Below are 18,929 nucleotides of genomic sequence, written 5' to 3'. Positions count from 1 at the left end.
CAAGCCCGCTCCCACAAGGATCACCGAACTCCTGTGGGAACGGGCTTGACCCGCAATGAGGCCAGCCCCATCAGCCCACATCCTGCCCCTTGATGGTGCGGCTACGCTGCCCCTGCACCCCCACCGGCACATCCCCCTGCAGCGTCACCCGGCGTACCACGCGCCCCTGAGTACCGTAGTCATCCACCGCATAATGCTGGGTCGCGCGGTTGTCCCAGATCGCCACGTCCCCGGCCTGCCAGCGCCAGCGCACGGTGTTCTCCAGGCGCGTCACATGGCTCTGCAGCAGGTTGAACAGGTGATCCGAATCGGCCTTCGAATAGCCCTTGATGCGCTTCACGAAATGCCCCAGCAGCAGGTGCTTCTCACCGCTCACCGGGTGCACCCGCACCACCGGATGCTCGGTCTCGTACACCGTCGAAGTGAACACCTTGCGGTAGTTCTCCAACTGCTCGAGGCTCACGTTCGGCTTGGTCGCGGCATAGTCGTACTCGTTGCTGTGCACCGCCCACAGCTGCTCGGCCAGCGCCTGCAAGGCCGGTGACAGGTCGTCGTACGCGCTGGCGGTATTGGCCCACACCGTATCGCCCCCCGACGCCGGCGCCACCACCGAACGCAGGATCGACGCCTTGGGGTACGCCTCGACGAAGGTCACGTCGGTGTGCCAGGAGTTGGCCCGACGCCCTTGCCCGCCATCGAGTTCCAGCAGGTAGCGGGTGCCGTCGCGCACCGGCACGGTCGGGTGCGCGATGGGCTCGCCCAGCAGGTGCGCGAAGGCTTCCTGGGTCTGGTCGTCCAGCTGCGTCTGGCCCCTGAAGAAGATCACCTTGTGCTGCACCAGCGCGGCCTGGATCGCCTCCACCACCGCCGGGGCCAGGTCGGCGCCCAGTGTCACCCCACGAATTTCGGCACCGATGCGCCCGGCCACCGGATGAATCTCCAGCGCATGGCTGACAGGTGCTGCGGCAAATGCGGCGTTGCTCATGGTTCGTCCCTCATCGGTTGCGTCACGGTAAGTGCCGATGAAACTCTGGCACTATCTATATGCAAATAAGCTCTAACAGATATGCAAGTGCTTCATTGACGGAATAAGAGCTTGCATTTAAAACCCAGACTCCCGGGGCGGCAAATACCTTCGCCCTATTTTTGGAATGCCGGAAAAGCATATGGATCTTCGCCAACTGCGCTACTTCATCGCCCTCACCGAACACCGCAGTTTCGTGCGCGCCGCCGACGCCATGGGCATCACCCAGCCCGCCTTCAGCCGCAGCATCCAGGGCCTGGAGCAGGAGTTCGGCTGTGTGCTGGTGGACCGCGCCAACAAGGATCTGCGCCCCACGCCCGAAGGCCAGGTGGTGCTGCAGCACGCCCTGCGCCTGGTGCAGGGCGCGGCGCAGCTGAGCAGCGAGGTGCAGCAGATGACCAAGCTCGATGCCGGCGAGCTGCGCTTTGGCTGCGGCCCTGCACCGGCGGTGAACCTGGTGCCGCAGGCGGTGGCGCAGTTCATCAACGCCCACCCCAAGGTGCGCACGCATTTCGAGGTCTCAAACTGGGAAAAGCTCAGCCGGGCGCTGAGCCGCGAAGAGATCGAGTTCTTCGTCGCCGACATCCGCCACTTCGAAGCCGACCCCAACTTCCAGACCCTGGCCCTGACCCCGCGCCGCGGCCTGTTCTTCTGCCGCCCCGGGCACCCGCTGCTGGCCAAGGACAGCCTGTCGACCAACGACATGTTCGACTACCCGCTGGCCTGTTCGCTGATTCCGCCGGGGGTGCGCAAGCTGCTGGCCAACCTCAGCGGCAAGACCGACTTTTCGCCGCAGATCCAGAGCGAGCATCAACCCACCCTGCTCAAGATCGTGCTCGGCACCAATGCCATCGGCATCGGCAGCGAAGAGGCCTACGGCGCGGCGGTGCAGGCCGGCGAACTGGTGCGCCTGCACTGGCGCAACCTGCCGGCCAACCTCGACAGCTTCAATGCCCGCTGCGGCATCGTCAGCCGCAGCGGCTACCGCCTGTCCCCTGCGGCGCGGGCGATGATCGAGACCCTGATCAACCTTGACCGCCAGCCTGCGCCACAGGCGCTGGTCGGGTAGCCTGCGGCGCCAGCCACTGGTCGACCTTGAACGGTTTGCGAATCAGGCGCTGCTGCGCGGCGAGGTCCACCGAGGCTTGCAGGCGGGCGAGAAAGTCGGGGTCCAGGGTCGAGTCGAACACCGCGCTCAGGCGCTCCTGGCTGAGGTCACGCTGCAGGATCGCCGGCGGGTAGCTGGCACGCTCCGACACCAGCTGGATGTAGGCGTCTTTGTTGGCATCGTCGGTCAGCCATTGCACCGCCGGCTGCTGCGCGGCGACGAACTTCTCGACCACTGCCGGGTACGCATCGACGAAGGCACCGGCGGCCACCAGCACCGCCTGCACATTGCCCGCCCCGCCCAGATCGCGGGTATTGAGCGGCAGTTCGGCCAGGCCGCGATCGGCCAGCGCACTGATGCCGGTGGAGCCCCAGGTGGCGTCGATCTGCCTGGCCGCCAGGGCGGCGATAGCCGCGCTGAAATCCAGGTTGATGACCTTGAGGTCCTTCTCGCTCAGGCCCTGGCTGGCCAGCGCGGCATCGAACGAAAGCTGCGTGGCGGTGCCACGGAACACCGCCACGCGCTTGCCCTTGAGGTCCTGCAGGGTCTTGATGCCGCTGCCCGGCACCACCCCAAGGTAGTGTTTGACCCCGCGCGCGGTGGCGGCCACCAGGCGGGTGTCGACGCCATTGGCCTTGCCGATGATCGCCGCCAGGTCGCCCAGGTAGGCGAAGTCCACCTGGCCATTGGCGAACGCCTCGTTGATGACCGGCCCCGCACCCTTGAAGTAGTTCCACTGGATGCTGATGCCGTCGGCGGCGAAGGCTTTCTCCAGCAGCTGTTGCTGTTGCAGCACGTCGGTGATACCACCGCCCGAATGCTGGGTGCCGGCACTCAGGTCGGGCACCGCGATGCGGATCTGCTTGAGCTCGGCGCCCTGCGCCAGTGTCGGCATCCAGCCGATCACGGCGGCCAGTGCGGGGGTGGCGAACAGGCTGAAAACACGATTGATCGACAGGTTCATGGCACACAGCTCCTTGTAATGGTGCGGCCACGCTACCCATAGCGGATGCCAATCTTTAAATACTATTAAATTACATTTTAATAACCATATTACATATAAGCCCTGTCAGGCCCGGCCCTGCGGGGTATGCATTGCACACAACCAAAATATGCTTCGAATGCATTGGCTGCGCGGCGAGTCAGCGGCTTTAAATGCAGTTCTTATCGCTCAATCGAATGTAATTTCTTCTGCATATACCCATAAGAAATATACAAATAGCGAGGCCTGCATGACCCGTACCGCCCTCTCCTCACTGGCCCCCGCCCCTGGCCTGCCGCGTCTGCGCAGCCTGCCCTGGCAGCGCCTGCAAGCCTGGTATCTGCCCCTGCTGCTGGCGGCGGTGTGGTGGCTGGCCAGCCGCAACCACTGGATGAGCGAGCAGATACTGCCACCGCCTGCGCTGGTATGGGACAGCGCCGTGGAACTGGGTCGCGGCGAGGTGTGGGCGCACCTGGCCATCAGCCTGCAACGCCTGCTGCTGGGGCTGGTGGTCGGGGTCGGGGCCGGTGCGGTGCTCGGCGCCTGGCTGGGCTTCAGCCAGCGCGCCGAACGCCTGGTACTGCCGACTTTCAACGCCCTGGCGCAGATCCCCACGCTGGCCTGGGTGCCGCTGTTCATGGTGCTGTTCGGCATCGGCGAAGTGCTCAAGCTGGTGGTGCTGGTCAAGGCGGTGATCGTGCCGGTGACCCTGCACACCCTGGTGGGCGTGCGCGATGCCCAGCCGCGCCTGCGCGAAGCGGCGGCGGTACTGCGCCTGCCCACGCACCTGCTGGTTCGCCGGCTGATCCTGCCCGCTGCGCTGCCGGCGTTTCTGGCCGGTGTGCGCCTGGCCCTGGCGGCCGGCTGGACCTCGCTGCTGGCGGTCGAGCTGCTGGCCTCCAGCGAAGGCCTGGGCTACCTGATGGTGTGGGCACGGCAACTGTTCATGCTCGACATCGTGTTCGTGTGCATCGCCGTGATCGGCGTGCTCGGGCTGCTGATGGACCGCGGCCTGGGCTGGCTCGACCGGCGCCTGCTGCACTGGCCGCATCCGGCCACCGCACAACTGCGGGTGCGCCCGCTGCGTGGCTGGCAGCGCCTGCATGCCCTAGGCCTGCCGCTGGCGCTGCTGGTGCTGTGGCAACTGGCAAGCCAGTACGGTTGGGTCGATGCGAACATTCTGGTGGCGCCGCTGGAGGTGGTGCACAGCACCTGGGCCGGCGTGCTCGACGGCACCTTGAGCGGCGCGCTGGCCGTCAGCGTCGGGCGAGCGCTGGGCGGCCTGCTGCTGGGCGGCAGCCTGGGCTTTGCCTTCGGCCTGCTGCTGGGCCTGTCGCGCCGCGCCGAGCGCCTGCTGGGCCCGAGCCTGGCCGGGCTGCGCCAGATCGCGATCTTCGCCTGGGTGCCGCTGCTGACCGCCTGGTTCGGCCTGGGCGAACTGGCCAAATGGGTATTCGTCGGCCTGGCGGCATTCTTCCCGCTGTTCATCGCCACCCAGCGCGCGGTTGCCAGCCTGCCTGCGCAGCTCGACGAAGCCGCCCGCGTGCTGCGCCTGAGCGGTGCCCAGCGCCTGCGCAGGCTGGTGCTACCAGGCGCCGCGCCGGGCATCTTCGCCGGGTTGCGGGTCGGCCTGATCTACGCCTGGCTGGGCACCATCGGCGCCGAGTACTTCATGCCGTCCGGCGGCGGCATCGGCAGCCTGATGATCGGCGCCCAGCAACTGCTGCGCATGGACCTGATCATGGCCGGCATGCTGCTGGTCGGCCTCACCGGCGCCCTGCTCGGCGCCGTCGGACAACACATCGAACTGCGCGCCACGCGCTGGAGACGGGCATGAACGCACTCGCTCACCCACGGGTCAGCTTCAACCAGGTCGGCAAGCGCTTCAGCGTGGCCGACGGCGAACTGGAAGCGATCCGCGATTTCAACCTGCAGATCGCCGACGGCGAATTCGTCGCCATCGTCGGCGCCAGCGGCTGCGGCAAGTCCACCCTGCTGCGCCTGCTGGTGGGCCTGGACGCCGAGTACCAGGGGCAGATCCTGATCGACGGCCAGCCGGTGCACGGCATCGGCAGCGAACGCGGCATCGTGTTCCAGGAGCACCGCCTGTTCCCCTGGCTGACGGTGGCCGAGAACATCGACCTGGGCCTGGTCAACGAGGGCCTGGAGCGCACCCGGCGCGCCCGGCGGGTGGCCGACTTCATCAGCCTGGTGGGCCTCGAAGACTTTGCCCAGGCCTACCCGCACCAGCTCTCGGGCGGCATGGCCCAGCGCGTGGCGATTGCCCGCGGGCTGGTGGCCAGCCCGCGCATCCTGCTGCTGGACGAACCCTTCGGCGCCCTCGACGCCCTTACCCGCCAGCAGATGCAGGACGAACTGCTGGCCATTCGCGAACGGGCGCGCATCACCACCCTGCTGGTAACCCACGATGTCGAGGAAGCGATATTCCTGGCCGACCGCGTGGTGGTGCTCGAACCGCGCCCGGGGCGGATCAAGCGCATCGTCGAGGTCGACCTGCCGCACCCGCGCCAGCGCGCCAGCCTGGCGTTCCACCGCCTGCGCGAAACCCTGCTGCACGAGCTGACCCACGATGAGCGCTACCTGCCGCCCGCCGTAGAGCAGATCCGCGACCTGCCCCTGACCTACCTTGCCTGCTGAGTGCCGACCATGAGCCAACGCCCCAACTTCCTGATCATCGTTGCCGACGACCTGGGCTTTTCCGACCTGGGTGCCTTCGGCGGCGAAATTGCCACGCCGCACCTGGATGCCCTGGCCACTGCCGGCCTGCGCCTTACCGACTTCCACACCGCGCCCACCTGCTCTCCGACCCGCTCGATGCTGCTGACCGGTACCGACCACCACATCGCCGGCATCGGCACCATGGCCGAGGCGCTGACCCCGGAGCTGATCGGCAAGCCGGGCTACGAGGGCTACCTCAACGACCGCGTGGTGGCGCTGCCCGAACTGCTGCGCGAGGCCGGCTACCAGACGCTGATGAGCGGCAAGTGGCACCTGGGCCTGAAGGCCGAGCTGGCGCCACATGCGCGTGGCTTCGAACGTTCGTTCGCGCTGCTGCCGGGCGCGGCCAACCACTATGGCTTCGAACCCACCTACGACGAACACACCCCCGGCCTGCTCAAGTCGACCCCGGCGCTGTACATCGAGGACGACACCTTCGTCGAAGCGCTACCCGAGGGCTTCTATTCCTCCGACGCCTTCGGCGACAAGTTGCTGCAGTACCTCAAGGAGCGCGACCAGAGCCGGCCGTTCTTCGCCTACCTGCCGTTCTCCGCGCCGCACTGGCCGTTGCAGGCGCCGGCCGAGGTGGTGGCGCGCTACAAGGGTCGCTACGACGCCGGGCCCGAAGTACTGCGCCAGGAGCGCCTGGAAAAACTGCGCGCCCTGGGCCTGATCGGCGCCGAGGTGCAGGCGCACCCGGTGGATGAACAATGGCAGGCGCTGAGCGACGAACAGCGCCAGCGCTCGGCACGCGCCATGGAGGTGTACGTGGCGATGGTCGAGCGCATGGACTGGAACATCGGCCGGGTGCTCGGCTACCTGCGCAACCAGGGCCTGCTGGACAACACCCTGGTGCTGTTCATGTCCGACAACGGTGCCGAGGGCGCGCTGCTCGAAGCCTTCCCCAAGTTCGGCCCGCACCTGGCCAGCTACCTGGACCAGCACTACGACAACAGCCTGGACAACATCGGCCGCGCCAACTCCTACGTGTGGTACGGCCCGCACTGGGCCCAGGCGGCCACCGCACCGTCGCGGCTGTTCAAGGCCTTCACCACCGAGGGCGGCATTCGCGTGCCGGCCCTGCTGCACTACCCGGCACTGGCGCGCCAGGGGCAGATCAGCCATCAGTTCAGCACCGTGATGGACATCACCCCGACCCTGCTGGACCTGGCCGGCATCCGCCACCCGGGCAAACGCTGGCGCGGGCGCGACGTGGCGCCGCTGCGCGGCAAGTCGTGGCTGGGCTACCTGTCGGGCGAGACCGAGCAGGTACACGACGAGCACACCGTCACCGGCTGGGAGCTGTTCGGGCGCCGGGCGATTCGCCAGGGGCACTGGAAGGCGGTGTACATTCCGGGCCCGGTGGGGCCGGCCACCTGGCAGCTGTACGACCTGAGCATCGACCCCGGCGAGGTCCACGACCTGGCGCAGGCGCAGCCAGCAAAGCTGCAGGCCCTGCTCGGCGAATGGCAGAAGTACGTCGAGGAAACCGGGGTGATCCTCAGCCAGTCGCCGTTCCAGCCGGATTAGCCATCAGTGCCAGGCGCGCGGGGTCGAGAATCTCGATCTCGCCGTAGCTCAGGCGCAGCACGCCATCCTGCTCCAGCGCCTTGAGAATCTGGTTGGTGGTCTGGCGCGACAGCGCGAGCATCAGCGCCAGTTGCTCCTGGGACAATTGCAACACCCTCCTGGCCCCCTCCACTTCGCCGTAACCGGCGGCGATCTGCAGCAGCCGGTAGGCCACCCGCGGCGCGGCACTCATCAGGCTCTGCTGCTCCAGCGCGACAAAGGCCAGGCGCAGCTTGTGGCTCATCAGCAAGGCGAATTCACGCCAGTAATGCGGTTGCGCATCCAGCAATTTCACCAGCGCGCCCTGGGGCACCCGCAGCAGGTGGGTGGCACCTTCTGCATAGGCGTCGTGGGTACGTGGCTGGTCGTCGAACAGGCAGATCTCGCCGAACCAGTGCGGGGCCTCGATCAGGGTCAGCACCGCCTCCTTGCCCTGGGCGCTGACCGCACCGATGCGGATGGCGCCATCGAGCACCGCGTACAGTCCGCAAGGCGGGTCGCCGCGCTGGAACAGGCAGGCGCCGGCCTCCAGGCTCACGGGCCGGGCCAGGTGCAGCAGGCTATCCTGCAGGGTAGCGGGCAACTGTTTGAACCAGTGACCCTGGCGCAAGGTTGAAGCGTTCATCGGGGGCCTCGTGGTGACACTGTCGGCTAGCCGACAGACGACGGTGCCTGCGCAGGGCAAGCTCGGGCAATCCTACAGGAGGAACAACAATGAAAAGCCTCGTCGAGCACCTGAGTCAATACGCGGCCTACCACCGCGACCCACGCAACATCGCCACGCACTTCGTGGGTATCCCGCTGATCGTGGTGGCGGTCACGGTGCTGCTGTCGCGTCCGGGCATGGCATTGGCCGGGGTGTGGCTGTCGCCTGCATTGCTGGTGGCGCTGTGGTCGGCGTGGTTCTACCTGCGCCTGGACACCCGCTTCGGGTTGCTGATGAGCGTGTTGCTGGGCTTGTGCCTGTGGGCCGGGCAGGTACTGGCGGTTCAGAGCACGCTGGTGTGGCTGGGTGCGGGGCTGGGGCTGTTCGTGGTGGGCTGGGTGATCCAGTTCGTCGGCCACTATTACGAGGGGCGCAAGCCGGCGTTTGTGGACGACATCAGCGGGCTGATCGTGGGGCCGTTGTTCGTGGTGGCGGAGATGGCGTTCGTGCTGGGGTTGCGCGGGGAGTTGAAGCGGTCGATCGAGGCGAATGCGGGGCCGGTGGGTAGTCGCTCGAAAAAGGCGGCAATCTGAAGGCCCATTCGCCGGCAAGGCCGGCTCCTACAACGGCACGCACACACTGTAGGAGCCAGCCTTGCTGGCGAAGAGGCCCTGAAGATCAGGCGCGGGATTCGACGCCCAGTTCATCCCACACCGACTCCGCCAGGTGGAACGTGGCATTGGCCGCAGGGATCCCGCAATAGATCGCGCTCTGCATCAGCACTTCCTTGATCTCTTCGCGGGTCACGCCGTTGTTCGCCGCCGCCCGCAAGTGCAGCTTCAGCTCTTCATTGCGGTTCATGCCGATCAGCATCGCGATGGTGATCAGGCTGCGGGTATGGCGTGGCAACCCCGGCCGCGTCCAGATATCGCCCCACGCGTGCCGGGTGATCATTTCCTGGAACTCGCCGTTGAACTCGGTGAGGTTGCTCAGGCTGCGGTCCACATGGGCATCGCCCAGTACCGCACGCCGCACCTGCATGCCGGCCTCGTAACGTTCTTTTTCGTCCACAAGCTACTCCTCAGCGGGCCAGCAGAAAATCGATCACGCGGCGGCTGAACGGCGCGCCGACTTCAACGTTGGACAGGTGCGCCGCCTGGAACTCGGCATACTCGGCACCCACCACATGCTCCTGGATGAAGCGCCCGCCAGCCGGCGGCGTGACCGCATCGGCACTGCCGGAAATCACCAGCAGCGGCACCTTGATCTCACCCAGCTGGTCCCGGAAGTCCGCATCGCGCACCGCGCCGCAGTTGGCCGCATAGCCATCGGGCGAAGTACCCGCCAGCATGTCGGTGATGCGCTTGGCCTGGTCCGGGTTGGCCTGCGCATAGGCCTTGGTGAACCAGCGCTCGATGGAGGCGTCGCGCAGCCCCACCATCGCCGCCTCGCGGTCGCGCAACACCATGTCGATGCGCGGGTTCCATACCTCATCGTTGCCGATCTTGGCTGCGGTGTTGCACACGATCAGGCGGTTCAGGCGCTCGCCGGCATGGATGCCCAGCCACTGCCCGATCAGCCCGCCCATGGACAGGCCGCAGAAATGCGCCCGCTCGATTTTCAGCGCGTCCAGCAGTGCCAGCACGTCACGCCCCAGTTGCTCGATGCTGTACGGCCCCTCGGTCACCAGCGACTGGCCATGCCCGCGGGTGTCGTAGCGCAGTACCCGAAAATGCGCGGCAAATGCCGGCAGTTGCGGGTCCCACATGGTGTGGTCGGTGCCCAGCGAGTTGGACAGCACCAGCACCGGTGCGCCCTCGGGCCCGTCGAGCCGGTAGTTCAGTACGCCATCAGCGAGTTGTACGCTAGCCACAACGGCCTCCTTCAACGCTTGAATTGTTGGTGTTCAGCCACCGCCCGCGCCACCCACACGCGGGCCTGGCCCAGGTAATGAGCAGGGTCGAGCAGGCGGTCGAGTTCGTCCGCCGACAGCTCGGCAGTCACCTGCGGATCGTCGCCCAGCACGTCGCGCAGCTGACGCTGTTCGGCCACCGCACGCTTGCAGCAGGTTTCCAGCAGGTGGTGTGCGGTGTCCCGGCCCAGTCGCTGGGCCAGCACGATGCTGACCGCCTCGGCCAGCACCAGGCCCTGGGTCAGGTCGAGGTTGCGGCGCATGCGCGCAGCATCCACCTCCAGGCCCTCGGCAATCACCTGGGCCTGGCGCAGGGCGCCGGACACCAGGCAGCAGATCTCGGGCAGGGTTTCCCATTCGGCATGCCACAGGCCCAGGCTGCGCTCGTGCTCCTGGGGCATGGCCGCGAACAGCGTGGACACCAGCCCCGGTACACGGGTAGCGGCGCCGATCAGCACCGCCGCGCCCACCGGGTTGCGCTTGTGCGGCATGGTCGACGAGCCGCCCTTGCCCGGCGCAGCAGGCTCGAACACCTCCGCCGCCTCGGTCTGCATCAGCAGGCTCACATCGCGTCCCAGCTTGCCCAGGCTGCCGGCGATCATGCCCAGCACCGAGGCGAACTCCACCAGGCGGTCACGCTGGGTATGCCAGGGCTGCTCGGGCAGGCTCAGCCTGAGCTGCCCGGCCAGCGCCTCGGCCACCGGCAATGCCTTGTTGCCCAGCGCCGCCAGGGTGCCGGAGGCGCCGCCGAACTGCAGGCTCAGCAGGCGCGGCTTGAGCTCCTGCAGGCGCTGACGGTGACGGGTGAGTGCACCGAGCCAGCCGGCGATCTTCATGCCCAGGGTCACGGGCGTTGCATGTTGCAGCCAGGTGCGCCCGGCCAGCGGCGTGTCGGCATGCTGCAGCGCCTGGTGCGCCAGGCTGTCGGCCAGGCGCGCCAGGTCGGCTTCGATCAGGCCCAGGGCATCGCGCAATTGCAGCACCAGCCCGGTGTCCATCGCATCCTGGCTGGTAGCGCCCAGGTGCACGAAGCGCTCGGCTTCGGGCACGCCGCTGGCAATCACCTTGCCCAGCGCCTTGACCAGCGGGATGGCCGAGTTGCCGGCCACCGCGATGGCCTCGGCCAGGGCCGCGAAGTCATAGCGCTCGGCCTGGCAGGCCGCTTCGATCGGTGCCACCGCCACCTGCGGGATCAGCCCCACCGCCGCCTCGGCGCGGGCCAGCGCGGCTTCGAAATCGAGCATGCCCTGCACTCGGCCACGGTCGGAAAACACGGCGCGCATGGCCGGCGCGGTGAAGTAGGCATCGAACAGCTGATTGCCCGGACGTTGGTTCATCGGTGGCCCTTCTCAATGATCGTGGTGCAGGTACGCCGCCTGCTTGGGCAGGCGCAGGCTGAACAGGAAGGCAATCGCCATCATCACCGTAACGTACCAGTAAAAGGCGTTTTCCATGTTCAGCGACTTGAGCCCCAGTGCCACATATTCGGCCGAGCCGCCGAAGATCGCGTTGGCCACCGCGTAGGCCAGGCCCACGCCCAGCGCACGTACCTGCGGCGGGAACATCTCGGCTTTGACCAGCCCGCTGATCGAGGTGTAGAAGCTCACGATGGCCAGCGCCAGGGTGATCAGCACAAAGGCCAGGAACGGGCTGGTGACGGTTTTCAGGGTAAGCAGGATCGGTACCGTGCACAGGGTGCCCAGGGCGCCGAACCAGAGCATCGAGGTGCGCCGGCCGATGCGGTCCGAGAGCATGCCGAACAGCGGCTGCATGCACATGTACAGGAACAGTGCACCGGTCATGATGAAGCTGGCGGTCTTGGCGCTCATGCCCGCAGTGTTCACCAGGTACTTCTGCATGTAGGTGGTGAAGGTGTAGAAGATCAGCGAGCCGCCGGCGGTGTAGCCAAGCACGGTGATGAACGCCGCCTTGTGGTTGCGGAACAGGCCGCCTAGGCTGCCGGCATCCTTGTCGTTGCGGGTTTCGGCGCTGCTGGTCTCTTCCAACGAGCGACGCAGGAACAGCGAGATCACCGCCGCGATGGCACCCACCACGAACGGGATGCGCCAGCCCCAGGCGCGCAGCTCATCTTCGGTGAGCAGTTGCTGCAGGATCACCACCACCAGCACCGCCAGCAGTTGCCCGCCGATCAGGGTCACGTACTGGAACGAAGCAAAGAAACCGCGCTGGCCGCGCAGGGCCACCTCGCTCATGTAGGTGGCGGTGGTGCCGTATTCGCCGCCCACCGACAGGCCCTGGAACAGCCGCGCCAGCAACAGCAGCGCCGGTGCCCAGGCACCGATGCTGGCGTAGGTCGGCAGGCAGGCGATCACCAGCGAGCCGGCGCACATCATCAGCACCGAGATCATCATCGAATTCTTGCGCCCGTGGCGATCGGCCACACGGCCGAACAGCCAGCCGCCGATGGGCCGCATCAGGAACCCGGCGGCGAACACGCCAGCGGTGTTGAGCAGCTGCACCGTCGGGTCGTCGGAGGGGAAGAAAGCCGGGGCAAAGTAGATCGCGCAGAAGGCATAGACGTAGAAGTCGAACCATTCCACGAGGTTGCCCGAGGAGGCACCGACGATGGCGAAAATGCGTTTGCTGCGTTCTTCGCCGGTGTAATGGATTGAAGTCATGGCAATTCACTCTGGGAGGATGTCTGAAGTCTAGACACACTCGGTAACACTCACGTTCCACAGAACAATCACCCCGCTGCCCCGACCTTGCGTGGAGGTCGCAGCAGCGGGGTCATTGATTACACGCGCTCGATGGCCAGGGCCAGGCCCTGCCCGACACCCACGCACATGGTCGCCAGGCCTTTGCGCCCGCCGGATTTCTCCAGCTGGTGCAGCGCTGTCAGCACCAGGCGTGCGCCGCTCATGCCCAACGGGTGACCCAGGGCAATGGCGCCGCCGTTGGGGTTGACCTGCGGCGCGTCGTCGGCAATGCCGAGTTCGCGCAGCACGGCCAGGCCTTGGCTGGCGAAGGCTTCGTTGAGCTCGATCACGTCGAAATCGGTGACCGCCACGCCCAGGCGCTCGATCAGCTTGCGCACCGCCGGCACCGGGCCGATGCCCATTACCCGGGGGGCAACGCCGGCACTGGCCATGCCGAGCACGCGCGCGCGCGGGGTCAGGCCATGCTTTTGCACCGCCTCGGCCGACGCCAGTATCAGCGCCGCGGCGCCGTCGTTGACGCCCGAGGCGTTGCCGGCGGTGACCGTCTTGTCCGCGCCGTTGACCGGCTTGAGCCTGGCCAGGGCTTCGAGGGTGGTGTCGGCGCGCGGGTGTTCGTCGTGCTCGACCACGGTCTCGCCCTTCTTGTGCGCGATGCGCACCGGCACGATCTCTTCGGCGAAGTAGCCGGCGGCCTGGGCCTTGGCGGTGCGCTGCTGGCTGCGCAGGGCGAAGGCATCCTGGTCGGCGCGCGATACCTGATAGTCGTCGGCCACGTTGTCGGCGGTCTGCGGCATCGCGTCCACGCCGTACTGGGCCTTCATCAGCGGGTTGATGAAGCGCCAGCCGATGGTGGTGTCTTCCAGCTTCATGTTGCGCGAGTAGGCGCTTTCGGCCTTGCCCATCACGAACGGTGCACGGGACATCGACTCGACGCCGCCGGCAATCGCCAGCTCCATCTCGCCGCTGGCAATGGCGCGAAACGCCGTGCCGATGGCGTCCATGCCCGAGGCACACAGGCGGTTGAGGGTCACACCCGGCACGCTGTCGGGCAGCCCGGCCAGCAGCAGGGCCATGCGCGCCACGTTGCGGTTGTCTTCACCGGCCTGGTTGGCGCAGCCGAAGAACACTTCGTCGAGCTGGTCCCATTGCACCGTGGGGTTGCGCTCGATCAGCGCCTTGAGCGGCACCGCCGCCAGGTCATCGGCGCGCACGCCGGCCAGGGCGCCGCCGAAGCGGCCGATGGGGGTGCGAATCGCGTCGCAGATGAATACGTCACGCATCAGGCTTCTCCCGGCGCTTGGCCGTGGGCGGCCGCGGTGCGCGCTTCGAGGTCGCGCAGCGCAGTCAGCTCGACTTCGCTCGGCGCCACGGTGGTTTCGACGCTGTCGGCAAAGCGGATCGCCCAGCCGGTGGCGGCGACGATCTGCTCGCGGGTCACACCCGGGTGAATCGAGGTGACCACGAATTCGTTGCTGCCGGCTTCAGGTTCCATGATGCACAGGTCGGTGATGATGCCCACCGGGCCGGCACCGGGCAGGCCCAGGCGTTTGCGCGAGTCGCCGCCTTCGCCGTGGCCGACCGAGGTGATGAAGTCGAGCTTGTCGACGAAGGCGCGCGAGGACTGCTTGAGGATGATCAGCACGGTCTTGGCGGAGCCGGCGATTTCCGGTGCGCCACCGGCACCCGGCAGGCGTACCTTGGGCTGGTGGTAGTCGCCGACCACGGTGGTGTTGATGTTGCCGAAACGGTCGACCTGGGCGGCGCCCAGAAAGCCCACATCGATGCGCCCGCCCTGCAGCCAGTAGCGGAAGATCTCGCCGGTGGGCACCACGGTATCGGCGGTTTCGGCCAGCTCGCCGTCACCGATGGACAGCGGCAGTACCGTCGGCTTGGCGCCGATAGGGCCCGATTCGTAGATCAGCACCACGTCGGGCGAAGAGGTCAGGCGTGCCAGGTTGGCGGCCTTGGACGGCAGGCCGATGCCGACGAAGCACACGGCGCCGTTGCGCAGGCGGCGGGCAGCGGCAACGGTCATCATTTCATTGGTGGAGTAGCTCATTGTGCAGCCTCCGAAGCGCTGGCCAGTTTTGCCTTGAAGGCAGGGAAGTCGGCGGTGCCGCGAATGTATTCGTCGATCCAGGCGGTGAAGGTCTCACGGCTGCGGGCAATCGGGTCCCAGGCCTGGTAGAAGCGGTTGTCACGCTCGGAGTAGCCGTGCGCGTAGGACGGGTGCGCCCCGCCCGGTACCAGGCACACGGCCGACAGTGCCCAGGTGGGCAGCACGCAGGCATTCATTGGCGCGTTGAGGTCGTCGACGATCTCTTCCACGGTGACGATGCAGCGCTTGGCGGCCAGGGCGGCCTCCTTCTGCACACCCAGGATGCCCCACAGCAGCACGTTGCCCTTGCGGTCGGCCTTCTGCGCGTGGATCACGGTGACGTCCGGGCGAACCGACGGCACGGCGGCCAGCACCTCACCGGTGAACGGGCAGGTCACGCTCTTGATCAGCGGGTTGACCTTGGGCAGGTCGGAGCCGGCGTAGGCGCGCAGCACCGCGAACGGCAGGCCCGAGGCACCGGCAACGTAGGCGTTGGCGAGGTCGGCGTGGCTGTGTTCTTCGATTTCCATGGCGTGCGGCCACTGCTTCTCGACCGCGTCACGCAGGCGGTGCAGCGACCCGACACCCGGGTTGCCGCCCCACGAGAAGATCAGCTTGCGGGCGCAGCCGGCGCCGATCAGCTGGTCGTAGATCAGGTCGGGGGTCATGCGCACCAGGGTCAGATCCTTCTTGCCCTGACGAATGATTTCGTGCCCGGCGGCGGTCGGGATCAAATGCGTGAAGCCTTCAAGGGCGACGCTGTCGCCGTCGTTGACGAACTGCTTCACGGCGTCGTGGAGCGAGAGGATTTCAGCCATTGCAGACTCCTGGAGAGCGGTTTCAGAGGTGCCTCTGGGCGGCACCGGCATGAGCTCAGATTAAGGCGGCGCATTGGGCCGTACAATCCGATAATCGCCATAGCGTTCGATTATCGAACGTATTGTTGTTGTGCTAAGGATCCACAAACCATCGCGGGTCAAGCCCGCTCCCACAGGTACGGTGGAGATCCATGTGGGAGCGGGCTTGACCCGCGATAGGGGCGCTACTGCCAGCCGGTCAGGTCGCGTCAGCGTGGCTCACCACACCCTTGATCACCACCGCCACCGTCGCGATCGCGGCCGGGATCACCAGGGCCGTCAGCACCTGTTCGAAGTTCCAGCCCAGGCCCAGCAACGTGGCGCCCATCCAGGCCCCGAGAATCGCGCCAAACCGGCCGATGCCCAGCATCCACGACACGCCGGTGGCACGGCCCTGGGTGGGGTAGAAGCGCGCCGCCAGCGACGGCATCGCCGACTGCGCCCCGTTCACGCACATGCCGGCAATCAGCACCAGGGTCGCCAGCAGCGTGATGTTGCCCAGGCTCTGGCCCACCGCGTAGGCGAACACCCCGGCCAGCAGGTAGAAGGTGCCGATCACCTTGTGCGGGTTGTAGCGGTCCATCGCCCAGCCTACCGCCACCGCGCTGAGCACGCCGCCGAACTGGAACAGCGCACCGATGAACGCCGCCTGCTCCATGCTCGCGCCGCTGTCACGCATCAGCGTGGGCAGCCAGCTGGTCAGCAGGTAGACGATCACCAGGCCCATGAAATAGGTCAGCCACAACAGCAGCGTGCCGACGCTGTAGGTGCCCGAGAAGATCACCGCGAACACGTTGCGCGCCTTGACCGTCTTCTGTTCCGGCACGCTGAAGCTGGCAGCCTGGTTGACGATGCCCGGCTCGATCGGCGCCAATGTGCGGCGTACCCGGTCGGTGCCCTTGTTGCGCACCACCAGGTAACGCGCCGACTCCGGCAACCACACCATCAGCACCACCACCAACAGCAGCGGCAGGATGCCGCCGATCAGCAGCAGGCTATGCCAGCCGAACATCGGGATCAGCTTGGCGGAAATGAACCCGCCACCGGCCATGCCCAGGTTGAAGCCGCAGAACATGCTGGTGACCAGCAACGACTTGTGCCGCTCGGGGGTGTATTCGGACAGCAGCGTGGTGGCGTTCGGCATGCCGGCGCCCAGGCCCAGGCCGGTCAGAAAGCGCAGCACCAGCAACTGGTCGACGTTGGTGGCATAGGCCGAGGCCAGGCTGAACGCGCCGAACAGCAACACCGCGCCCACCAGCACCACCTTGCGCCCGAAACGGTCGGCCAGCGGCCCCGAGCCCAGCGCACCGAACACCATGCCGATCAGCGCAGCGCTCATCACCGGGCCCAGGCTGGCGCGGTCGATGCCCCAGTCCTGGGACAGTGCCGGGGCAATGAAGCCCATCGCGGCGGTGTCCAGGCCGTCGAGGAACACGATCAGAAAGCACAGGATGACCACCCGCCATTGGTAACGCGACAACGGCTGGGCATTGATGAACGACTGCACATCCAGGCAGTTTCCAACAGCAGCTTGGGGACTATTCATTGTTTTTATCCAGAAGATGCGCGCGAGTGTGCGGGTGCGCGCGTGAACGGCACAGACGGTCGTGTACGGGTCTTTTGGAAAGGGTCAGCTACCGTGCAGCCGGCAGGCGGGCAGGTACAGGCTGAAGCAGGACAGGGTGCAGGTCATGGGGTGTTCTCTCGCTCATTATTATTGGAGGCCGTCAGGGGCCACTTGATGCGAGGGACATTAATAAGGCGCGCGACGCGGCGCAATTCGATAAACGCAAGACTGTGCGTTTATCGAACAGGAACCGCTCGACGCATTCAACTGAACAGCTGGGTACTCAGGTCGCGGCTGGCCGCCACCATGATCGGCAGGAACTTCTGTTCCAGCTCGCTGCGACTCACCCGCCCGGCGTGGGTACTGATGTTCAGCGCCGCCAGTACCTGGCCGGAGGCGTCGTACACCGGCACCGCGATCGAACGCAGGCCCTGCTCCAGCTCCTGGTCGACCACGCACCAGCCCTGCTCGCGCACCTGCTGGAGGATTTCCAGCAAGGCTGCCGGGTCGTGCACGGTACGGCTGGTCTTGGCCTGCAGGTCGGCGTGCTCCAGGTATTCGTGCAGGGTGGCGTCGTCCAGCGCCGCCAGCAGGATGCGCCCCATCGAGGTGCAGTAGGCCGGCAGGCGCCCGCCCACCGACAGGTCCACCGAAATAAGGCGCTGCACCGTCGCCGAGCGGGCGATGTAGAGAATGTCGTCACCTTCGAGGGTGGCCATGTTGCAGGCCTCGTGCAACTGGTCGCTCATGCGGTCCAGGTACGGCTGCGCCGATACCGCCAATGGCGTCGAGGACAGGTAGGCATGACCCAGGGTCAGCACCTTGGGCAGCAATGAATAGGTGCGCCCGTCGGTGGTGGCATAGCCGAGCTTGATCAGCGTGTGCAGGCAACGGCGAACCGCCGCGCGCGGGATCTCGGTGCGGTGGCTGATCTGGGCGATGGTCAGGTGCCGCTTGCGCTCCTGGAACGCCTGCACCACCGCCAGGCCCCGCGCCAGCGACGTCATGAAATCCGGGTCGCCGGTGAACGCCTGGATGCGCTTGGCCGGCGAGGCCACGATGGGCGGCGCCAACGAAGCGAAAGAGCTGCGCACGTTGTCGTTCAGGCCTGGGCCCTTGCCCCCTGTTTCTTCACTCATGACTCACCTCGGCAAACTTCACTTGGGCGATTATCGAACCATCGGCCGATAATCGCAATTGACCGATGCCTACAATTGCTTATACCTTTCGCCTGCCACATGTGGCTTCTTGGAGAGACTGGTCAGGTACCCACCGTAGAAGTCCCAGGCACGGCCTTGCCCACCAGCAAGGCCGTTTTTGCTTCTGCCGGGCTGACAGGCCCCGACAGAAGGTGTAAAACAGCCATTCAACTGCAATCACCCTCGTCTTATATAGACGCTCGACACAATGGCCTGTGCCGCTGTCGTCGGGTTAAACGTGCTTGTGTTGAAATCGGCATCAACTCCAACTTCAGGAAACACTGTGACGAAAGATGAACTGCGCGCTGAACTCGAGCGCCAGGAACAACGTTACAAGGACGTTTATGGCGGAGAAGTCACCACATACGCCGCCCAACCAGACCCCGAACGCAAACCCTGGCGCAAACGTGCCAGCCTGCTGGACCAGGCATTTGCCGTGGAACTGCAAAAGATCGAAAAGGAGCTCAGCCCACAGGAGCCCTGACCCTCGGACAAAGCGCCCGCCCCTGGGCACGGCACCGGCACGAAGACGGTGCCTTGGGCGACC

Annotated in this window: 18 protein-coding genes; 6 read left to right on the top strand and 12 right to left on the bottom strand. The window is 66.4% G+C overall.

The window, feature by feature from the left end:
- Positions 1-70 precede the first annotated feature (70 nt).
- Complete coding sequence (locus DN387_RS01305) at positions 71-985, bottom strand: TauD/TfdA family dioxygenase (protein WP_043860763.1); 915 nt, start codon at positions 983-985, stop codon at positions 71-73.
- A gap of 181 nt (positions 986-1,166) precedes the next feature.
- On the opposite strand from DN387_RS01305, the gene DN387_RS01300 reads away from it, so the two are divergent.
- The gene (locus tag DN387_RS01300) at positions 1,167-2,093 is read left to right on the top strand and encodes a LysR family transcriptional regulator (protein WP_043860762.1); all 927 of its coding nucleotides are present in this window, start codon (positions 1,167-1,169) and stop codon (positions 2,091-2,093) included.
- Here DN387_RS01300 and DN387_RS01295 read toward each other — a convergent pair.
- Positions 2,050-3,096 carry an ABC transporter substrate-binding protein gene (locus DN387_RS01295; protein WP_043860761.1) on the bottom strand — a complete coding sequence of 349 codons (1,047 nt, stop codon included), beginning with the start codon at positions 3,094-3,096 and terminating at the stop codon, positions 2,050-2,052. The two genes, DN387_RS01300 and DN387_RS01295, sit on opposite strands and share 44 nt — an antisense overlap.
- A gap of 268 nt (positions 3,097-3,364) precedes the next feature.
- Between DN387_RS01295 and DN387_RS01290 the strand changes: the two genes are divergently transcribed.
- The 3 genes from DN387_RS01290 to DN387_RS01280 are packed head-to-tail and all read left to right on the top strand — an operon-like array spanning position 3,365 to position 7,383.
- A complete protein-coding gene (locus tag DN387_RS01290) occupies positions 3,365-4,951 on the top strand; it encodes an ABC transporter permease (protein WP_054914801.1) in 1,587 nt (528 codons plus the stop codon).
- Entirely contained in the window at positions 4,948-5,772 is an 825-nt protein-coding gene (locus DN387_RS01285; RefSeq protein WP_043860759.1) for an ABC transporter ATP-binding protein, read from the top strand. Before DN387_RS01290 ends, DN387_RS01285 begins: the two co-directional genes overlap by 4 nt.
- A gap of 9 nt (positions 5,773-5,781) precedes the next feature.
- Positions 5,782-7,383 carry an arylsulfatase gene (locus tag DN387_RS01280; protein WP_254505999.1) on the top strand — a complete coding sequence of 534 codons (1,602 nt, stop codon included), beginning with the start codon at positions 5,782-5,784 and terminating at the stop codon, positions 7,381-7,383.
- Here the strand turns inward: DN387_RS01280 and DN387_RS01275 are convergent.
- Complete coding sequence (locus tag DN387_RS01275) at positions 7,355-8,047, bottom strand: Crp/Fnr family transcriptional regulator (RefSeq protein ID WP_054914803.1); 693 nt, start codon at positions 8,045-8,047, stop codon at positions 7,355-7,357. The two genes, DN387_RS01280 and DN387_RS01275, sit on opposite strands and share 29 nt — an antisense overlap.
- Positions 8,048-8,136: 89 nt before the next feature.
- Between DN387_RS01275 and DN387_RS01270 the strand changes: the two genes are divergently transcribed.
- Positions 8,137-8,661, top strand: coding sequence for a DUF962 domain-containing protein (locus tag DN387_RS01270; RefSeq protein WP_054914804.1), 525 nt, complete (start codon positions 8,137-8,139; stop codon positions 8,659-8,661).
- 85 nt (positions 8,662-8,746) lie between these two features.
- Here the strand turns inward: DN387_RS01270 and pcaC are convergent, their stop codons facing one another.
- The 9 genes from pcaC to pcaR all read right to left on the bottom strand — a co-directional run bounded on the left by pcaC (position 8,747) and on the right by pcaR (position 18,322).
- On the bottom strand, positions 8,747-9,139 hold the full coding sequence (pcaC, locus tag DN387_RS01265) for a 4-carboxymuconolactone decarboxylase (protein WP_043860755.1): 393 nt from the start codon (positions 9,137-9,139) through the stop codon (positions 8,747-8,749).
- A 10-nt stretch (positions 9,140-9,149) separates the two neighbouring features.
- Positions 9,150-9,941, bottom strand: coding sequence for a 3-oxoadipate enol-lactonase (gene pcaD, locus DN387_RS01260; RefSeq protein WP_054914805.1), 792 nt, complete (start codon positions 9,939-9,941; stop codon positions 9,150-9,152).
- Positions 9,942-9,952: 11 nt separating this feature from the next.
- Complete coding sequence (locus tag DN387_RS01255) at positions 9,953-11,317, bottom strand: 3-carboxy-cis,cis-muconate cycloisomerase (protein ID WP_043860753.1); 1,365 nt, start codon at positions 11,315-11,317, stop codon at positions 9,953-9,955.
- 12 nt (positions 11,318-11,329) lie between these two features.
- On the bottom strand, positions 11,330-12,619 hold the full coding sequence (locus DN387_RS01250; protein WP_054914806.1) for an MFS family transporter: 1,290 nt from the start codon (positions 12,617-12,619) through the stop codon (positions 11,330-11,332).
- Between the two features lie 119 nt (positions 12,620-12,738).
- Positions 12,739-13,944 carry a 3-oxoadipyl-CoA thiolase gene (pcaF, locus tag DN387_RS01245; RefSeq protein ID WP_173925075.1) on the bottom strand — a complete coding sequence of 402 codons (1,206 nt, stop codon included), beginning with the start codon at positions 13,942-13,944 and terminating at the stop codon, positions 12,739-12,741.
- Positions 13,941-14,720, bottom strand: coding sequence for a CoA-transferase subunit beta (locus DN387_RS01240; protein ID WP_043860750.1), 780 nt, complete (start codon positions 14,718-14,720; stop codon positions 13,941-13,943). Before DN387_RS01240 ends, pcaF begins: the two co-directional genes overlap by 4 nt.
- The gene (locus DN387_RS01235; RefSeq protein WP_043860749.1) at positions 14,717-15,577 is read right to left on the bottom strand and encodes a CoA transferase subunit A; all 861 of its coding nucleotides are present in this window, start codon (positions 15,575-15,577) and stop codon (positions 14,717-14,719) included. Before DN387_RS01235 ends, DN387_RS01240 begins: the two co-directional genes overlap by 4 nt.
- A gap of 238 nt (positions 15,578-15,815) precedes the next feature.
- Entirely contained in the window at positions 15,816-17,162 is a 1,347-nt protein-coding gene (locus tag DN387_RS01230) for an MFS transporter (protein ID WP_043860748.1), read from the bottom strand.
- A gap of 284 nt (positions 17,163-17,446) precedes the next feature.
- Positions 17,447-18,322, bottom strand: a complete 876-nt coding sequence (gene pcaR / locus DN387_RS01225; protein WP_173925037.1) for a pca regulon transcriptional regulator PcaR — start codon at positions 18,320-18,322, stop codon at positions 17,447-17,449.
- A 343-nt stretch (positions 18,323-18,665) separates the two neighbouring features.
- On the opposite strand from pcaR, the gene DN387_RS01220 reads away from it, so the two are divergent.
- Entirely contained in the window at positions 18,666-18,866 is a 201-nt protein-coding gene (locus tag DN387_RS01220; protein ID WP_043860747.1) for a hypothetical protein, read from the top strand.
- Positions 18,867-18,929 lie beyond the last annotated feature (63 nt).

Source organism: Pseudomonas sp. FBF18, assembly GCF_024261405.1.
Lineage (GTDB): Bacteria > Pseudomonadota > Gammaproteobacteria > Pseudomonadales > Pseudomonadaceae > Aquipseudomonas > Aquipseudomonas palmensis.
The sequence above is the reverse complement of the archived record's forward strand: the minus strand, read 5'-3'. Positions and strand labels throughout refer to the sequence as shown.